The sequence below is a fragment of the Fundidesulfovibrio butyratiphilus genome, from assembly GCF_054657235.1.
In genome coordinates this window covers 2,055,566-2,073,226 of the sequence record NZ_BAAHXA010000001.1, presented here as the reverse complement: position 1 = coordinate 2,073,226, position 17,661 = coordinate 2,055,566, and the positions used below count along the sequence as shown (strand labels likewise).

General features: G+C 66.8%; 13 protein-coding genes. 10 read left to right on the top strand and 3 right to left on the bottom strand.

Annotation, left to right across the window (positions count from 1 at the left end):
* Nucleotides 1-65: 65 nt before the first annotated feature.
* The gene (gene metW / locus ACYQ01_RS09580) at nt 66-665 is read right to left on the bottom strand and encodes a methionine biosynthesis protein MetW (protein ID WP_459933615.1); all 600 of its coding nucleotides are present in this window, start codon (nt 663-665) and stop codon (nt 66-68) included.
* Nucleotides 666-668: 3 nt separating this feature from the next.
* Complete coding sequence (metX, locus tag ACYQ01_RS09575; RefSeq protein WP_459933614.1) at nt 669-1,838, bottom strand: homoserine O-acetyltransferase MetX; 1,170 nt, start codon at nt 1,836-1,838, stop codon at nt 669-671.
* 184 nt (nt 1,839-2,022) lie between these two features.
* On the opposite strand from metX, the gene ilvD reads away from it, so the two are divergent.
* Nucleotides 2,023-3,687, top strand: a complete 1,665-nt coding sequence (gene ilvD / locus ACYQ01_RS09570) for a dihydroxy-acid dehydratase (RefSeq protein WP_459933613.1) — start codon at nt 2,023-2,025, stop codon at nt 3,685-3,687.
* Nucleotides 3,688-4,146: 459 nt separating this feature from the next.
* Here the strand turns inward: ilvD and ACYQ01_RS09565 are convergent, their stop codons facing one another.
* Entirely contained in the window at nt 4,147-7,083 is a 2,937-nt protein-coding gene (locus tag ACYQ01_RS09565; RefSeq protein ID WP_459933612.1) for a glycosyltransferase family 39 protein, read from the bottom strand.
* A 192-nt stretch (nt 7,084-7,275) separates the two neighbouring features.
* Here ACYQ01_RS09565 and ACYQ01_RS09560 point away from each other — a divergent pair, with 192 nt between their 5' ends.
* The 9 genes from ACYQ01_RS09560 to ACYQ01_RS09520 all read left to right on the top strand — a co-directional run bounded on the left by ACYQ01_RS09560 (nt 7,276) and on the right by ACYQ01_RS09520 (nt 17,656).
* Entirely contained in the window at nt 7,276-8,256 is a 981-nt protein-coding gene (locus tag ACYQ01_RS09560; protein ID WP_459933611.1) for a glycosyltransferase family 2 protein, read from the top strand.
* Entirely contained in the window at nt 8,253-8,891 is a 639-nt protein-coding gene (locus tag ACYQ01_RS09555; RefSeq protein ID WP_459933610.1) for a class I SAM-dependent methyltransferase, read from the top strand. Before ACYQ01_RS09560 ends, ACYQ01_RS09555 begins: the two co-directional genes overlap by 4 nt.
* Nucleotides 8,892-8,931: 40 nt before the next feature.
* The gene (locus tag ACYQ01_RS09550; protein ID WP_459933609.1) at nt 8,932-11,601 is read left to right on the top strand and encodes an ArnT family glycosyltransferase; all 2,670 of its coding nucleotides are present in this window, start codon (nt 8,932-8,934) and stop codon (nt 11,599-11,601) included.
* 199 nt (nt 11,602-11,800) lie between these two features.
* Nucleotides 11,801-12,928, top strand: coding sequence for a DegT/DnrJ/EryC1/StrS family aminotransferase (locus ACYQ01_RS09545; RefSeq protein WP_459933608.1), 1,128 nt, complete (start codon nt 11,801-11,803; stop codon nt 12,926-12,928).
* 8 nt (nt 12,929-12,936) lie between these two features.
* Entirely contained in the window at nt 12,937-13,518 is a 582-nt protein-coding gene (locus ACYQ01_RS09540) for a D-sedoheptulose-7-phosphate isomerase (protein ID WP_459933607.1), read from the top strand.
* A 64-nt stretch (nt 13,519-13,582) separates the two neighbouring features.
* A complete protein-coding gene (locus tag ACYQ01_RS09535; protein ID WP_459933606.1) occupies nt 13,583-15,514 on the top strand; it encodes a hypothetical protein in 1,932 nt (643 codons plus the stop codon).
* Entirely contained in the window at nt 15,511-15,963 is a 453-nt protein-coding gene (locus ACYQ01_RS09530) for a hypothetical protein (RefSeq protein ID WP_459933605.1), read from the top strand. The genes ACYQ01_RS09535 and ACYQ01_RS09530 overlap by 4 nt, the downstream gene beginning before the upstream one ends.
* A complete protein-coding gene (locus ACYQ01_RS09525) occupies nt 15,956-16,444 on the top strand; it encodes a hypothetical protein (protein ID WP_459933604.1) in 489 nt (162 codons plus the stop codon). Before ACYQ01_RS09530 ends, ACYQ01_RS09525 begins: the two co-directional genes overlap by 8 nt.
* A 117-nt stretch (nt 16,445-16,561) precedes the next feature.
* Nucleotides 16,562-17,656, top strand: a complete 1,095-nt coding sequence (locus tag ACYQ01_RS09520) for a glycosyltransferase family 2 protein (protein WP_459933603.1) — start codon at nt 16,562-16,564, stop codon at nt 17,654-17,656.
* The last annotated feature ends 5 nt before the right edge of the window (nt 17,657-17,661 follow it).

Here is a 17,661-nt window from a genome sequence, read left to right as displayed (position 1 = left end):
TGTCATCCGTTGAGGGTTTGCGTGTTTCGCAGCAACGCAGCCAGCAAGAATTTTTTAACAGGCTGCTAGCCCTGTCCCAGGAGAAAGATGCCGTAGGTGGCCCGCAGGTTGGGCAGGCGGCGCAGCACGGTTCCGTGGTGTTCCTTGTAGTAGGTCTTGACGGCCATGGTGTCGTGGATGGTGAAGCCGTGGCGGGAGCAGAACCGGCTGAAGTCCTTGATGGTGATGACCCGGATGTTGGGGGTGTCGTACCACTGGTAGGGCAGCTCCCGGGTGACCGGGGCCTGGCCGTGGAAAAACAGCTGCATCCGGTTGCGCCAGTGGGCGAAGTTGGGAAAGCTGACGATGCCGCGCCGCCCCACGCGAAGCATTTGGCGGATGAGTTCCAGGGGGTGTTCGACCTGTTGCAGGGTCTGGCTCAGGACCACAAAGTCGAAGAACCGGTCCGGGTAGTCGCGAATTTCGTCGTTGATGTCGCCTTGCAGGATGGAAAGGCCCCGGCTGATGCCGTCGGCGGCCTTGGCTTCGTCGCGTTCGACGCCGTAGCCGAGGACGTTTTTCATGGAGCGCAGGATTTCCAGGAGCTCGCCCCGTCCGCACCCCAGGTCCAGGATGCGCGAGCCCGGCGTGATCCAGGAGGCGATCAGCGTGAGGTCGAAACGCATGGTTCAGGCTCCGGGTCGGGGCTGGCCGCCGCCCAGGTGTCCGGCGATGAGGGCGGCCAGGCGGGGGTTGTCGAGCAGAAAGGCGTCGTGCCCCCACTGGGCGTCGATTTCGCAGAAGCTCACGTCCTGGCCGTTGCGCTTGAGGGCCTGAACGAATTCGCGGGTCTGGTACGTGGGATAGAGCCAGTCCGAGGTGAAGGACACGGCCAGAAAGCGCGACTTGGCTCGGGACAAAGCCTGGGTGAGCGAGCCGCCCCCGTGCGTCTGGCCCAGGTCGAAGTAGTCTGCCGCGCGGGTGATGTAGAGAAAGGAATTGGCGTCGAAGCGCTCGACGAACTTGCGGGCCTGGTAGTGCAGGTAGGATTCCACCTGGAAGTCGGGCTCGAAGCTGAAGGAAAAGTCCGCCCGGTCCTGGAGGCCGCGTCCGAACTTGTGGCGCATGGCCTCGTCCGAGAGGTAGGTGATGTGGCCGATCATGCGGGCCACGGCCAGCCCGTGCGCGGGCAGGTTGCGGCCGTAGTAGTCCCCGCCGTTCCAGTCCGGGTCGCTCACGATGGCCTGGCGCGCCACTTCGTTGAAGGCGATGTGTAAGGCGGTGTGGCGGGCGGCGGTGGCCAGGGGGATGGCCGCGCCCACCTGCTCCGGGTAGCGCGCGGCCCATTCGAGCACCTGCATGCCGCCCATGGACCCGCCGATCACCGCGTGCAGCCGTGTGACGCCCAGGTGATCCACCAGGCGCTTTTGGGCCCGCACCATGTCCGCGATGGTCAGCACGGGAAAATCGAGCCCGTAGGGCCGCCCTGTTTCCGGGTTGACCGACGAGGGGCCTGTGGAGCCCATGCACCCGCCCAGCACGTTGGAGCAGATGACGAAATATTTGTCGGTGTCGATGCCCTTGCCCGGGCCGATCATGACCTCCCACCAGCCGGTCTTGGCCTCCTGGCCTTCGTAGATTCCGGCCGCGTGGGAGTCGCCGGTCAGGGCGTGGCACACCAGCACCGCGTTGTCGCCGGACGGGGAGAGACGGCCGTAGGTTTCGTAGGCCAGGGTGACGGGACCAAGCGAGGCCCCGCTTTCCAGGGAAAAGGGGGCGTCCTCGGCAAAGGTGAAGAAGCGCTTCTCCACCACGCCCACCGAAGAGCCGCTTTGGAAGGATCCGGTGTATTCGCTCACGCTTCGGGCCTACAGCCGGGGCGACCCGCGGTCAAGTTGGACGTCGAGTCGGCGGACGGCCCGGCCGCTCTCCCGCAAACGCCGAGAGGAGGACCCGGCCGGGACGACCGGCCCGGCCGGACGACGTGACAAGCGCGGGCTTTGGCGCTAACACCCCCCCCATATCCCATTCGAAGGAGTCAGCATGCGCAGCAAGCTCATGACCAGCGGGCTGGAAAAAGCCCCCCACCGTTCCCTGCTTTACGCCCTCGGCCTCACCAAGGCCGAGATCGAACGTCCCCTGGTGGGCATCGTCAACTCCGCCAACGAGATCGTTCCCGGCCACATCCATCTGAACACCCTCGCCCAGGCCGCCAAGGCCGGGGTACGCATGGCCGGCGGCACGCCCCTCGAATTCTCCACCATCGGCGTCTGCGACGGCCTGGCCATGAACCACATGGGCATGCGGTATTCCCTGCCCAGCCGCGAAATCATCGCCGACTCCATCGAGATCATGTGCACGGCCCATCCCTTCGACGCGTTGGTGTTCATCCCCAACTGCGACAAGACCGTGCCCGGAATGCTCATGGCCATGCAGCGCCTGAACATTCCGTCCATCCTGATTTCGGGCGGCCCCATGATGGCCGGGGCCCAGTCCGGCAACCCCGTGGACCTCATCACCGTGTTCGAGGCCGTGGGACGCGCCAAACGCGGCGAAATCGGCGAGGCCGAGCTCGATGAACTCGAACAGTGCGCCTGTCCGGGTTGCGGCTCCTGTTCGGGCATGTTCACCGCCAACTCCATGAACTGCCTGAGCGAATCCGTGGGCCTGGCCCTGCCCGGAAACGGCACCGTGCCCGCCGTCACCGCCGAACGCGTGCGCCTGGCCAAGACCGCCGGCATGAAAGTCATGGAGCTTCTGCAAAAGAACATCCGCCCCCGCGACATCCTCACCGAAAAAGCCCTGCGCAACGCCGTGGCCATGGACATGGCCCTGGGCTGCTCCACCAATACCGTGCTCCACCTGCCCGCCATCTTCGCCGAGGCCGGCATCGACCTGCCCTTGGAAGTCTTCGACGAAATGTCTCGCGTCACGCCCAATCTGTGCAAGCTCTCTCCGGCCGGACACCACCACATCCAGGACCTGCACCGCGCCGGAGGCATCCCGGCGGTCATGAACGCCCTGGCCGGGAAGGGCCTCATCGACACCTCGGTCATGACCGTCACCGGACAAACCGTGGGCGAAAACCTGAAGGCCCTCAAGCCCGTGATCAAGGACCCCGACGTCATCCGCGTGGACACCCCCTACGCGGTCCAGGGCGGCATCGCCGTGCTGCGCGGCTCGCTGGCCCCCGGCGGCGCGGTGGTCAAACAGTCCGCCGTGGCCCCGGAAATGATGGTGCGCACCTGCACCGCCAAGGTCTACGACTCCGAGGAAGACGCTTACGCCGCCATCCTGGGCAACCAGATCGTGGCCGGGGACGTGGTGGTCATCCGTTACGAAGGACCCCAGGGCGGACCCGGCATGCGGGAAATGCTCTCCCCCACCGCCGCCATCGTGGGCATGGGACTCGGCGCCGACGTGGCGCTTATCACCGACGGACGTTTCTCCGGCGGAACGCGCGGAGCCGCCATCGGACACGTTTCCCCGGAAGCCGCCGAAGGCGGTCCCATAGGCCTTGTCCAGAACGGCGACAAGGTCGCCATCGATATCCCTGGACGCAAACTCGACCTGCTCGTCGACGAAGCCGAACTTGCCAAACGCCGCGCCGCCTTCAAGCCCGTGCAAAAAGAACTGCCCAAGGGCCTGCTGCGCCGCTACGCCAAGCAGGTGAGCTCCGCCGCCCAGGGGGCCGCGTATAAAGAGTAGGAAGGAAGATACGAGAAGATGAAGATCGGGGGGAGGGAACCCCTTTTGTGAACAAAAGGGGTTCCCTCCCCCCTGCCCCCTCCCTCCCCAAAAAACTTTTATTCTGGGTGTGAAGCAGGGCGAAGTGTTGGGGCCGGATGAACGTCCAGAACGTGTTGCTTCATTAAGCAGGGAACGTCCGTTGTCCACAGGCTGCTAGAGGCGAGCAAAAAAACTTTTACATCAGCCAGAACGCCGCTCTTTTCTTTCACTTCGAATCTGCACGTTACTTACATTCCCATTTCGTCCAACCGCTTCAGTCCAAATCCAAAGTACATTGTTTGGGAAGCCGCTGACGCACCATCGTCAGCGACAAGAATGCGCTTCAGTCCAAACCCACGGTAAAGTTTTTGGGAAGAGGGGGTTCGGGGGAGAAACCTTTTGTTCACAAAAGGTTTCTCCCCCGATTCTTTCTCTTCTCTACCGCTTTGGCAGCAGGGCGTCGGGAAAACGAATCGGGTCGGCGAGCAGCTCCACGGCCAGGGGGTGGTCGGCGTTGAGGCGCGGGAGCGGTTCGTCGGTGTGCGGCGGGGCGGCTTTTTGGGCGTCGAGGGTGAGTTCGAGGCGCAGGCGGGCGTCGGGGGCGCTCCAGAGTTGGGCGTCCTGCCCGGAGAGGTCGAAGCGTACGGCCACGGTGCGGGCCGGGTGGGGCAGGGTGCGCACGGCCGCCCGGCGGGACTTGAGCCCTTCCCAGCGGCCGGTGGGTGCGGGCCGGTAGCGGTCCAGGGTGAGGAAGGGGCCGCCGTCCGCGCTCAGGCGGGCCGACACCTGGTTGTTCCCGGCCAGGTCGGCCACCACGCGGGGATAGTATTCCAGGCGCACCGCGGTGACGGGCCAGTCCGAGCGCACGGTGAGGGTGAGCGAGCAGGGCCCGGGGCCGGCGCAGGTCAGGCAGTCCTCGTCGCCCGGGCGTTTGAGGTTTCGCCCCAGGGGCAGGACCTGGCGCGCGCCCGAGAGGTCGAACAGGGGGAGCAGGACGAGTCTGGCCTGCTGACCGAAGTTGATATCCAGCTCGGCCGGCAGGTCGGCGGTCACGGGAAGGCGCACGGACGCCCCGTCCAGGGAAAAGGCCGGTCGGCGCAAGAGGCCTTGAATGCGCGCCGCTCGTATGTGGCGGGCCAGGTCGTCGTCCAGGGCCACCGCTGTGGACGGGCACGGCTTGAGGTCCGCGAAGGGCCTGTCCAGCCCGGGGTCGAAGAGGCTGTAGGCCGGGCGACCGTCTGCCAGGGGCACGGTGAGCACCGGGGACAAGCCGGGGTGGGCGCGAAGAAAACGCTCCAGGTCGCGGGGAGAGCCCACGTTCGGCAGGGGGAGCGCGCCCGGGTGGGCGAAGGCGACAAGTCGGCCCTTGCCGGCCAGCACAAGGCCGGGCGTCCAGGGCGCCAGGGCGTTGTTTCGCGCCACGGTCTCCATGATCCGGGCGGCCAGTTGCTCCGGGCTGGGGGGCGTTCCTTCCAGATGCGCGGCGAGGCGTAGGTCGCTAAGCTCCACCGCGCCGTAGCGGGTCACGGGGCCGTAGTCCACTCGCACGTACAGCTCGCGCGCGCCGCGCAGTTGCGCGGGGAGGTCGAAGGCGCGGGTCAGGGCATGGTGGCCGGAGGGCTGGCGGCCCTGGACGAAGAAGTCGCTAGCGCGCACCGTGGCCAGGGGGAGAAAGGTCGCGCCGTCCAGGCTGTAGGAGAGGGTCACGGTGGCGTCGCAGGCGATGTTGGCCTTGAAGACCGCGGAAAAGGTCGCCTGAATCCGCGCCTGGTCGAGCGTCATGCCCGTGGGGGCCACGAAGGCGAATTCGGCCTGGCCGGGCCGACGGGCGTCGAAAAGGCTCAGGGCTTTGCCGCCGAAGTCCGGGGTCAGGTTTTCGGCCCTGAGGCAGTCGCGGTAGAAGTCCGGGCCCGAGAGGTCGATCCGGTGGACGGCCTGGCCGTTCGGGTCCGGGGCCAGGGTCACGGGCGCGGCCGAGGCCAGACCCAGGGCGTGAATGTCGACCTCGCGGGTGGAGAACAGGGGGGGACGGCCTTCGAACCCTCGGGTCCGTCCCTGGGGAACCAGGGCGAAGGCCCGCTTGTAGCCCCGGGGCGAATAGGATGACAGGTCGTGAAACGCGTCGTCCAGGTACCAGCGGGCCAACAGCTTGAGCCCGCGTCCCGAGGAAAAAAGCAGCCGGTCGGCCTCGCCGGCGTGGCGGTCCAGCCAGGCCATGGCCAGCTTGTATTGGGAGGGTTCGCGGCGCAGGTAGGCCTCCCGGCTGGCCAAACTGGGCCAGGCGCATAGGCTGGCCGCCATGAGGGCCAGGGTCAGGACGGCGCCTTCGCGGGCGAAGTCCGGCAGGGGGATGGGGCGCAGGACACGCTGGCCCAGGGCGCACAGGGCCAGGGCGGTGAGCAGGATTCCGGCCAGGTAGGCGCTTATGATGTAGCGTGAGGTGGCGTCTATGCCGGTCTTGGCCGCGATCATGGCGGCCACGGGCACGAGCGCCCACAGGGCCAGCAGGGCGAGTTGGCGGCCCAGCCTTCGTTGCCAGGCGGCCCAGGCCCCGGCCAGGGAGAGCAGGGCGAAGGCCGCGCCCACGGGCAGGGGGCCGGTGTAGGCGAATCCGGCGAACTCGTTGGCCGCAGTGGCGAAAAAGGACCAGGCCAAATGGGCGGTGCGCGGGGTGTCGCGCAGGGCTTCGAGGGTGACGAGCTGGTTGGGCAGCCAGGGCAGGTAAACGGCGAGAGCCGCCAGCCAGGCCGCGCAGGCCCGGACCAGCACGCCCAGGGCGCGCCGTCTTTGGGGGCCGGGGCGAAGCATGTCCGGCGCCAGGGCCAGCAGGGTGAACAGCCCGTGGGCGGCCAAAGCCGTGGAGGCCATGTAGGAGGTATAGAGCATGGCGGCCATGGACGCGGCGTAGACCGGCCAGGCCCTGGCCTTGCCCCGGACCACGGCTGCGTGCAGGGCGGTGAGGGCGACCAGGCTCAGCAGGATGAACAGGGAGTAGGGCCGGACCTCGCGGGAGTAGTGGATGTGGTAGGTGGAGGTGGCCAGCAGAAAGGAGGCGATCAGCCCGGCGGGACGTCCGAAGAGTTCGCGTCCGAGCGCGAACATTGCCGGAATGGAGGCCACGCCGAAGGCCACGCCCACCAGGCGCAGGGCCGCGTCCGAGCGACAGAGGGCGAGCGCGCCGTGCAGGAGGAAATGATACAGGGGGGGGAAGAGCTCGATGCCCGCGTCGCCGGTTCCCCAGGCGGCCAGGGTGGGCCAGAGCTCGCGCAGGGGAAGCAGGGCCTTGTCCAGGGAGATGACTTCGTCCCACCACAGGCCGGGCTGGCCGAGTCCTTCCAGGCGGATCCAGGCCCCGATCAGGGTAAACAGGGCCACGAGCCAGACTTCGACCGGCAAAGACCCCCGACGGGTCGCAAAAAAGACCTTTCTGAGCGCGCGCATGATAAAGGGGCCCGCACGGAAGCGGGCCAGGGGGTGAAACCACATCCGGCCCTGTTTGGCAAGTCCGCGTCCGGCAACCGGCCTTGACAGGCGGGCCGCCCTGTGTTGGGTTCCCGGCCAATCATCATGCAATCCACAGCTTCCCCTTCCCTGGTCGTCGTGGCGCCGGTCTTCAACGAAGAACAGCTCGTGGCCGAATTCCTGGACCGTATGGCCCGGGCCGCGCCTTCCATAGGTTTGGCCGGGGTGGTGCTGGTGGACGACGGCTCCACGGACCAGACCGTCACCCGCATCGAGGAGGCCGCCCGGACCTTTCCCGTCGCGTTGGAGGTGGTGCGCCTGTCGCGCAACTTCGGCCACCAGACCGCCGTGGTGGCCGGATGCGAGGCCGCCTGCGCCCTGGCCGAAAAGCTCGGGGCCGACTGGGTGGGCGTGATCGACGCCGACCTGCAGGACCGACCCGAGGACTTCGCCGCGCTCCTGGCCCATCACGCCGCCTACGACGTGGTCTTCGCCGTGCGCGGCCAACGCCTGGACGGACCGGTCATGCGGGCCTGCGCGCCGGTGTTCTATCGGCTGCTTTCGAAGTGGTCGCACATTCCCATCCCGGAGAACGCGGGCACCTTTTCGGTCATGCGCCTGCCCGTGTGTCGGCTCATCGTGGAAAACAGCGACACGGAGCCCTATTTCCCAGGGCTGCGCGCCTGGGTGGGCTTTCGTCAGAAGGGCGTGACCCTCACCCGCCAGCCCCGGGCCAAGGGCGAGTCCAAGGTGGCCCTGCGCGGGCTCATCCGGTTGTCGCTTCGGGCCTTCATGCTCTATTCCGACCTGCCGCTGCACATGTTCTTTCTGCTGGGGCTGTTTCTCATGGCCCTCATGGGCGCGGCCGGATTGGTGGTGGTGGGGCTGCGCCTGGCCCACCTCATCGATCCGTCGGGATTCACCACGCTGTTCATCGTGCAGATCGCGTCGCTGGGACTGGTGCTCTTTTTCATGGGCGTGCTGGCCTTCATGGTCAATCGGGTCAAGCACAACTCCTCGCGCCAGCGGGCCTGGGTGGTGATGGAAGACCGGGTCCTGGGCGCGCAAAAGGGAAAAAAATCGTGAGCGTTCCCCTGCAATCGCGCTTTCCCCGGCTGTGGCTGGTGGCCCAGTACCTGCTCTGCGGGGTGCTCTTTCGCCGTCGCTACGTGGTGAAGGACGTTCCGCCCGGGGCCAGGGTGATGGAGATCGGCTGCTCCCTGGGGCTGGACAGCATCCATTTCAGAAAGAACACCAGCTTCCTGGGTGTGGACATCGATCCGGTCGCCATCGCCCAGGCCCGCAAGCGCTTCGCCACGTACCCGAACATGCGCTTCGTCTGCCAGGACGCCCGCACCCTGAAAGACGCCCGCGGCCGCTTCGACCGGGTGATCCTGTGCGGCTCGTGCCATCACATTCCCGATGCGGAGCTGGTTTCCATCCTGCGGGCGGCGGCCGACTACCTGACGCCCAACGGGCGCATGGTGCTGGTGGACTACGCTACCAACCCCAATCCGGGCCTGTTCGCCCGTTTCATCCTGGCCCTGGAGGAGGGCCGCCACGTGCGCACCACCCGGGCCCTCTCGGAACTTGTCGGCCAGGCCGGCAACCTGCGCGTGGTCGACCTGGAGGAATTCGACAATCCGGCTTTCGTGGGGCCCTGGCCCATCATGGGCCGCAAGCTGCGTCTGGAACTGGCCCGGGCCGGGGACGCCTCCTGATGGACCGGTTTCGCGCCTCCCCGACGGAGCGACCCGCGCCGTGAACGCCCTTTTCCAGACCGCCAAGCAGCGTCTCGGCCGTTGTCCCGACCAGGCTCCCGGCCCGGGAGGCCTGGACTTTCGTCTGCCCTGGCTGGCCTGGCTGGCCGTGGCCTTTTTTTTCACGGTCAACCTCACCTGCATCCTGAACGCCAGGGGCGTGGCCGATCCCGAAGGCTATGCCCTGAGCACGTCCAAACCCTTCCAGGTCAACATCTACGACGACGACGGCGCCGTGAGCCTGCACCACGCCCTGGGCTACTACCACGGGGTCTACGACACCTTTTCCATAGCCACCAACTTCGGCGGACCGTTGCTGCACGCGGCCAAGCCGGTCATGCGTCTGGCCTCGGGGCTGGGCGTGTTCACGCGCTTCGACAGCCCGGACCAGTACACGCTCTATCCGGGCGAGCTGCTCAAGGCCTGGAAGGTCTTCGGGGTGTTCAAGCTGCTGCTCATGCTCGGCCTGCCGGCGGTGTTTTATCTCCTGGGGGCCAATTTCGTCTCGCGCGGGGCCGGACTGCTGGCCTGCTGGATGGCTGCCCTGCTGCCGGCCGTCCCGGTGTTCGAAATGCGCATGAAGCCCGACGGCGTGGTGCTCATGCTGACGTTGTGGGCCGTGCTCTTTTTGCTGGAGTACGTGCGCTCGGGCCGGGGCCGTCCGCTCTACGCGGCCGCGGTTCTCATGGGCCTGTCCTTTGCCATGAAGTTCACCATGGCCCTGCTCGCCCCCCTGTATCTGCTGCTCTTCTGGACCGGCGCGCGCCGCCACGGCGGGCTGGACCGGGCGCGCCTGCTTCTCCTGGTCAAGAGCCTGGTCCTCGCCGTGGCGGTCTTTCTTCTTTCCAACCCGCTGCTGCTGGAAAACCCCGGCATCTTTCTGAGCTTTATCGGCCGGTATACGGCCATCGCCCTGAACCCGGACCTGCCCCAGTCCTTCTGGTGGACGGCCCAGTACCGGTTGCGCCACTTCGAACCGTTTCTCGGGCCGGTTCTCAACCTCCTGGTCCTGCCGGCGCTGGCGGTCCTGATCGCGCGGGCCGCGCGCCGTCGCCTGGCCCTGGACGCGCCCACCGTGATTCTTTTGCTGTTTCTGGCCAACGTGGCCTATCTCTGGAAGATCGCCCACAACCACGTGGTGGACAACATCACGTACTATTATTACGGGCAGTCCCTGCTGGTGACCCTGCTCATCGCCCTGGCCCTGCGCGAGGCCTGGGTCTGGCTGCGGGCCGGGGGCGTGCTGCGGGCCGGCCTGGCCGACGCCCTGGCGCTCGGCGCGGGATTCGTCCTGGCCGCCACGCTGTCCACCCAGTTGGACGTGACCCGCTACATGTGCGGTCCCTCCTCCCGGCAGGAAGTCCACGCCTGGGCCAAGGCCAACATCCCGCCGGACGCCGTGATCGGCACGGGCGCGTCTTCCCCCGGGCACGTGCAGTTTCTCGAGCGTATCCTGCTCGATCCGTTTCGCAACCCCCTGGCCAATCTGGGACGTCCGGCCCGGGACGTGGACCGGCTGCGGCCGGACTATGTGCTCTGGTATCGCACCCACCGCTTCGAGCCCGAATTCACCGATCCCCGCTACACCCTCGTGGCCGAGTTCGATTCGAGCAAGCGTCTGCCGCGCGAGACCTGGAACTTCATGCAGAACGACCTCTACCAGGTGTTTCGCCGTACGGGGGGCGCTCCGGGCGCGACACCTCCCAGGCCCGCGGCCCCCAATGCCGGCGAGGTCTTTCTCGACCGCGCCCTGGGCGGCGTGCCCGGCGGATTCACCGTGCTCTGCTACCGTTCGCTCGGGGAGTTTCCCCTTTCCACCCGCCTGGTGCTGCGCCAGCCCCAGGGGTTTTCCCCCCTGCCGCCAAGCGTGATGACAGGAACCTACCGTCCCCCGTCGGCTCCGGTGGAATACGCGCACCAGTTGCCGCCCGAGGCCCTGACCTTTTGGGGCGTGCGCTACGTTCTGGCCCTGCAAGACCAGGCCTTTGCCCACGACACCCTGGGCGACGCCCGTTACGCCCTGAAACCTGAAGCGGGACCGGTCGACACGCCGGGCGGCCAGGTGGCCCTGTACGAAAACGCGGCCTTTGCCGGGCAGGCGTTTTTTCTGGCGGACCCGGACCCCCAGGCCGTGTATCGTCAGTCCCAGCGCTACCTGGGGCTTTTGGCCCGCCATCGACCCAAATCGTATGGCCGCCTCTATCCCGAAGCCTTCTTGAAGCGTTTTCAGCCGAAGCTGTTGCGGGTGCGCATGGTGGTGGAAGCAACCGGAACCATGGACCTTCTGCTCAAGGCCGGGCGAACGCGGTCGGTCATATTGCCCAAAGGGCAAAGCGTGGTGGACCTGCCTTTGGCTGTGGACCAGGCCGGTGAAGTGGGCTACGAAATCAACCCCGCCCAGGCCGGGGCAACCTGCGCGGTGCGTTCGGTCGAAGCCTGGCCCATAAATCCCCGGCCGGCGGACGAGGTGGTTTCGTGCGACCTTTCCGGGGCCTTCGTGCGGGTGCGCGCGGCAGCGCCCGGCGTTTTGACCGTGGCCCTGCCGAACGTGCCCGGTTGGCTGGCCGATGCGGATTCGCGCCAGGCCCGGGTGCTGCCGGGACCGGCCGGAACCGTGGCCGTGCCCCTGGGAACGGGCGAGCACCTGGTGCGCCTCTACCGGGACCGGTAGAACGGAAAGCGGGCAAGCGCCTCCGGCGGTCAACGCGACGAACTCCTCCCGGACTGCCCGGTGGCGTGCGGGAAGGGAATCGGACGCGCGTCGGATTTGGGCGCGCGGGAAGAGGGCCGGGAGAAAGACAACGCGGGCGCTCCCCTCTGCGGGGCGTCCGAGAGACAAGCAGCCAAACGAGCAACTGGAGAAAGCGCCCATGCGCGTCGAATTCTACCGCCACAGCCTGGACGAGGCCGACAAGAAAAACGTCATGGCCACCCTGGACTCGGTGTTTCTGTCCACCGGTCCACAGTGCGCCGCCTTCGAGAAAAAGTTTTCCGCCTACACCGGGCTCGGTCACGTGGCCCCGGTGTCTTCGTGCACCGCGGCCCTGCATCTGGCCTTGGTGGCCCTGGGGCTTGGCCCCGGCGATCAGGTCGTGGTGCCGGCGATGACGTTTCTTTCCTCGGCCAGCGCGGTGCTGCACGCGGGAGGCGTTCCGGTCATGGCCGACGTGTGCCCGAAAACGGGCCTGCTCACCGCCGAAACCCTGGAGCGGGCCATCACCCCCCGCACCCGGGCCGTGATCTGCGTGCATCTCTACGGCACGCTCTGCGACATGCCCGCGCTTATGGAAGTGGCCAAACGGCGCAATCTTCTGGTCATCGAGGACAGCGCCCACTGCGTGGAAGGCGAGCGCGACGGCTACAGGCCGGGCCACCACGGCGCGGCGGCCTGCTACAGCTTTTACGCCACCAAGAACCTCACCTGCGGCGAAGGGGGAGCCCTGGCCACGCGCGACGCCGAACTGGCCGCCACGGTGCGCATGCTCGCCCTGCACGGCATGACCAAGGGCGCGGCCCAGCGCTACCATGGGCACTACAACCATTACGACCTGGTGCGCCTGGGCTACAAGTGCAACCTGGACGACATTCGCGCCTCGCTGCTCGTCAATCAGCTCGACCGCCTGGACGCCCTGTGGGAGCGCCGCCACGCCCTGTGGAAGCGCTACGAAGCCGGTTTCGCGCCCCACGCCGATCTGGTGGGACGCCCCGAGGTGGTCGGCAAGAGCGCCCATCACGCCTATACCGTCTGGGTCGACCCCGAGCGGCGCGACTCCCTGCTGCACGCCCTGCAGGACCGGGGAATCGGCGTGGCCGTCAATTTCCGGGCCATCCACCTGCTCACCCATTTTCGCCAGACCCTGGGCTACCGGCGGGGCGACCTGCCAAACGCCGAGGCCATCGGCGACAAGACCATAACCCTGCCCTTTTACCCCAAACTCACCGACGACCAGGCCGACTACGTCATCGAACAGGTGCTGGCGGCCGTCCGCCAGGTCTAGGAGCGTCCATGCGTCACGCCGCCGCCGCGTTTTTTTCCTCCCTCGGCCAACTCTGCACGGCCATCACCGTCACCGACTCCCGGGGAGCCGACCTGGGGCTGGGCCCCGGTCTGGAAGCTGCCGCCAACATGGCCGCCGCCTGCTCGGACGCAGGCGGGAAGCTTCTGTTCATCGGCAACGGAGCCAGCGCCGCCATCGCCAGCCACATGTCCACGGACTTCTGGAAGACCGGGGGCATGCGCTCCCAGGCGTTCAACGATCCGGCCCTGCTCACCTGCATGGGCAACGACTACGGCTATCCCCATGTGTTCGAAAAACCCGTGGAGATGTTCGCCGATCCCGGCGACGTGCTGGTGGCCATCAGTTCCTCGGGCCGGTCGGAAAACATTCTGCGGGCCGTTGACGCGGCCAGGGCCAGGGGATGCCGGGTGCTCACCTTGTCGGGCTTTGCCCCGGACAATCCCTTGCGGGGGCGGGGAGACATCAACGTGCATGTGCCGATCTCGGCCTACGGGCCGGTGGAGGTGCTGCACCACGGGGTGTGCCACTGCGTTCTGGACATCCTGGTGGCGGAGCGGGCCAAGTCTTGAGGCCATCCCCCCGCGGACGCCGGGCCGAGGGCCCCCCGTTGGACCCGAGACAACCGGAGCAGCCATGACCGCGTTTACCGTCTACGCCTCTTCGGCGGCCTTTCTGCTGACCTTCGCCCTGGTCTGCCTGGCCTGCGGCCTGGCCTGCGTGCGCCTGTTGGCCTCGCAACGGCCCGACCACGCCGAGGAAGGCCGCCAGGCCGTTTTGTCGCGTTTTCTGGTGGGCGTGGGCTTCGCGCCTTTTGTCCTGGCCGTGGTCCAGTTGGGGCTCATGATCGTTTTCGCCGGCTTTCACCCCCTGTTTCTGGCCTGGTGGCACACGGCCCTGGCCGGAGGGGCCTGCCTGGCCCTGCGGGGAACCCTGGCGGACCTGGGCCGGGCCTGGCGCGAATTCTGGGCCGGCGGTCGGGAAAACCGGGGCGCGACCCTGTTGGCCGGGGCCGTGGCCCTGTTCGTGGCCGGCTTCTGCCTGTTGGCCGCGGCCAAGCCCCTGTGGCACGGCGACACCCTGATCTACGCCGTGGAAACCAAGGCCATGCGCGACGCCAGGTCCTATACGGCCCGGCTTGAACCCACGCCCAAACCCGACGCCAACAACTATCTGCGCTTGCACGGCCATCCCATCGCCTACAACGGCCTCATGGCGGCCGGATGGACCTTTTCCCCGGACCGCCAGCAGGATCTGCCCATGCGTCTGGCCCTGCAAACGCAAAATCTGGTGCTGGTGCTGGTGCTTCTGGGCCTGGGATTGCGCTTCGGTCCTCTGCCCGCCGTGCTTGCCGTGTTGGTTCTTCTGTTCGAGCAGTACTTCGGCGCGCTCATCGACATGAGTTCCCGCGAGAGCTACCGGTTGATTCCCTTGCTGATGATTCTGGGCCTTTTGCCCGGCAGAAGGCGCTCCATGCGCCTGGCCAGCGGTCGGGGAGGTCTGACGTTTGCGGCCTGGACGTATCTCTGGAGCGCCCACACCGGCAGCATCATGGTGGCGCCGGTACTGGCCGTTTGTCTGGTCCCGGCGCTGCGCGGGCGGGGAGCGCTGCGCACCACGCTGCTCTGTTGCGCGTTCGGATTTCTGCTCGGGGCCAATCAGATTCTTCTGGGCGTGGTGCGGACGGGCAACCCCCTGGCCTTTGAAGACAACCACTTCGTTTACGAACTCATTGCCCCGCGCAAGACCTGGGACCCGCCCCTGCGTCCGGCTCCGGGCATGGAGCTCCTGCCCGAACGGTTTCTCAACCAGGCCAGGGGCGACGGGTGGGTCTGCACCCTCTCGGTCTTCGCCAGCTTGTTGGCGGCCGCGGCCTTGGCCAGGCGCAGACGGCCGCTGCCCGCGCCGGTGCTGGCGGCGGCCCTGTTTGTCCTGGTCAACGAGATGCAGGTCCTGGGCATGCTCGATTGGATCAAGAACACCATCAGCGACCACCTCTACAGTGTGCCGCGTTACCGTTTGGCCCTGTACCCGCCGGCCGCGCTCGTCTTGGCCTACGGCCTTTCCCGCATCGCCTCGCCCCGTCCGGACCGCGCCCGGACCGCCCTGCGCCTTTGGGCTTCCGGCGGGCTGGTGGCGTGCGCCATGCTCTCGGCCTGCCTGACGTGGGAGCGCAGTCCCCTGGACCTCACGGTGGTGCGCGGCCCCGACATCCTGGCCCGGCTCGATCCCATGAAAAGCTGCTGGTCCACGACCCTGCGCCTGATCAAGGAGGACGCCTCGGGCCGGCCTCCGGTAATTTTCACCGACTCGCCGGTCATCGCCTGGTATTATACCGACCTGCCCGTGCACTCGCTCTATTCCGAGCGGCTGCGGGTCGCCTGCCTGACCCACGACCCGGCCAAGGCCCTGGCCGAGCTCGATGCCCTGGGCGTGACCCACGTGCAGCTCAACAAGGTGAACATCCTGTCGGGCACGGCCCTGGGCGCGGTCATGGCCTCGCCCGCGTTCGCGCAGGTGGGCGACTGTATTTACGATCGGGTCTACGCCAGGGTCCCGGGGTCGTGAGCCTGGTCCAGGCCCTGTTTTCCGACCGCAACCGGGGGGCCAAGTTTCTGGCGACGCTCGTGGCGGGCGGAGTCCTGGCCTGGTGGGCGCTTGCCCAACGGGTGGAGCTGTGCGTGAACATCGAAGACGCCCTGGCCCATCCCCAGGCCTGCGACGGCGCGCTGGTGGCCATGGGCCTCGGCCGGACCGGGCCGGCGAGCGAGACCGCCTTCACCCTGCGCTTTGGGGGAGCGAACCACGTCTTTCCCCAGACCGATCCTCCCTTGGCCCAGGGGCAATATGTGAGCGTGCGCGGCGTGTTCACGGCGCCGGACGGCTTCCGGCCGGTGTTCATCCATCCGCACCGTTCGCGCGGGATCAAGCTGGCGGTGTCCCTGGCGGCGCTGCTGGGCGTGGGAGCCTTCCTGGCCCGGGCCTTTTGGCCCCGGCGGGGCGGACCGCGTGCCTGACCTCATGACCCACGTCCTGGCGGCCCACGCCCTGCGCCGCGGGACGGAACTCGGGCGGGGGTGGGCCTTTGAGGCGCGCGAGGCCGCCCTGTTCTACCTGGGAACGTGCCTTCCCGATCTGCTCGGCCGCGCTCCGGGGTTTGTGTTCTCCTCCTACCGGGGACAACTCCTGACGGGGTGCCTGCACGACCCGGTCTTTTCCCTGCTGGCGGCCTACGCCCTGGCGTTGGTCGTCCCCCGTCCTTTGCGGGTCAGGGGATTCGTCTTTCTGTGCGCCGGCGCGTTCCTTCATTACCTGCTGGATTGGATGCAATCCCCGCTGGACTTTCACGGAGAGGACTGGCTTTTTCCGTTGCCCTGGCGCATCCCCCACCTGGGACTGTTCTGGCCGGACGCCACGTCCCTGGCCTTGCCCTGGCTTTTGGCGGCAGTGGCGGGCCTGGAAGGGGCGTTTTGGACAAGGCTCGGGCGTGGGAGTTGATAGGCCGGACAATTCAGGGTACAGGCGTTGTCGCCGCCAGGGCGCGATCCATCGCGCTAACAGACCGCAACTCGCCCAACGACGCGGTGAATTTCAGCAAAAAGCGAGAGAGTTCGTATGCTGCACGGCAAGACCGTGGCCGTGGTGGTGCCCGCCTACAATGAAGAACGCCAGATTCTCGGCGTGCTCGAAACCATGCCCGCGTTCGTGGACCGCATCGTGGTGGTCAACGATTGCTCCACCGACCGAACCGCGGAAGTCGTGCTCGACTTCGCGGACAGGCAGGACGACGTGCGCGCCAGCCACGGGCCGAGCCGCCCCCCCCGGGAGACGCGCTACAACCGGGCCGACGTGGTGCTCTACAAGCTCGACCAGGAAGAGCTCAAATACTACGTGCCGGCCGATATCGTCTGTGAGTCCCTGGCCTCCAGCCGGGTCATTCTCATCAATCACCGGCAAAACGGAGGCGTGGGCGCGGCCATCGCGCGGGGGTATCGCCTGTGCCGCGACCTGGGCGTCGACTGCACCGCCGTCATGGCCGGGGACGGCCAGATGGACCCGGCGGAACTGCAAAGCATCTGCGAGCCGGTGGTGTGCGAGGGAATCGACTATGTCAAGGGCAACCGACTCATTCACCGCTCGGCCTGGCTGGTGATTCCCAAGATCCGCTATTTTGGCAACTCCATCCTGTCCATGCTCACCAAGATCGCCTCGGGCTATTGGCGGGTATCCGACACCCAGACCGGCTATACGGCCATTTCGCTCAAGGCCTTGCAGGGCCTGCGCCTGCACAAGATCTACAAGAGCTACGGCATGCCCAACGACATGCTGGTCAAGCTCAACATCGCCTTCTGCACCCTGCGCGAGGTGGAGATCAAGCCCGTCTACAACGTGGGCGAGGTCTCCAAGATGAAAATTTTCAAGGTCATTCCCAAGGTGAGCTGGCTGTTGTGCAAGTCGTTTTTCAAACGCCTGTGGATCAAATATCTTTTCAAGGACTTTCATCCCCTGTTCCTGCTCTACAACCTGGGGTTTCTGCTTTTTACGCTTTCGGGAGTCCTGGGCGTCAAGTTGGCCATCGCCTATTTCGAAAACAAGTCCTGGACGTATGCGTCGCTGATTCTGTTCGTGTTTCTCTGCATGAACAGTTTCCAGTTCATGCTCGCCGCCATGTGGATGGACATGCAGGACAATGACAGGCTCTATAAATAGGGGCG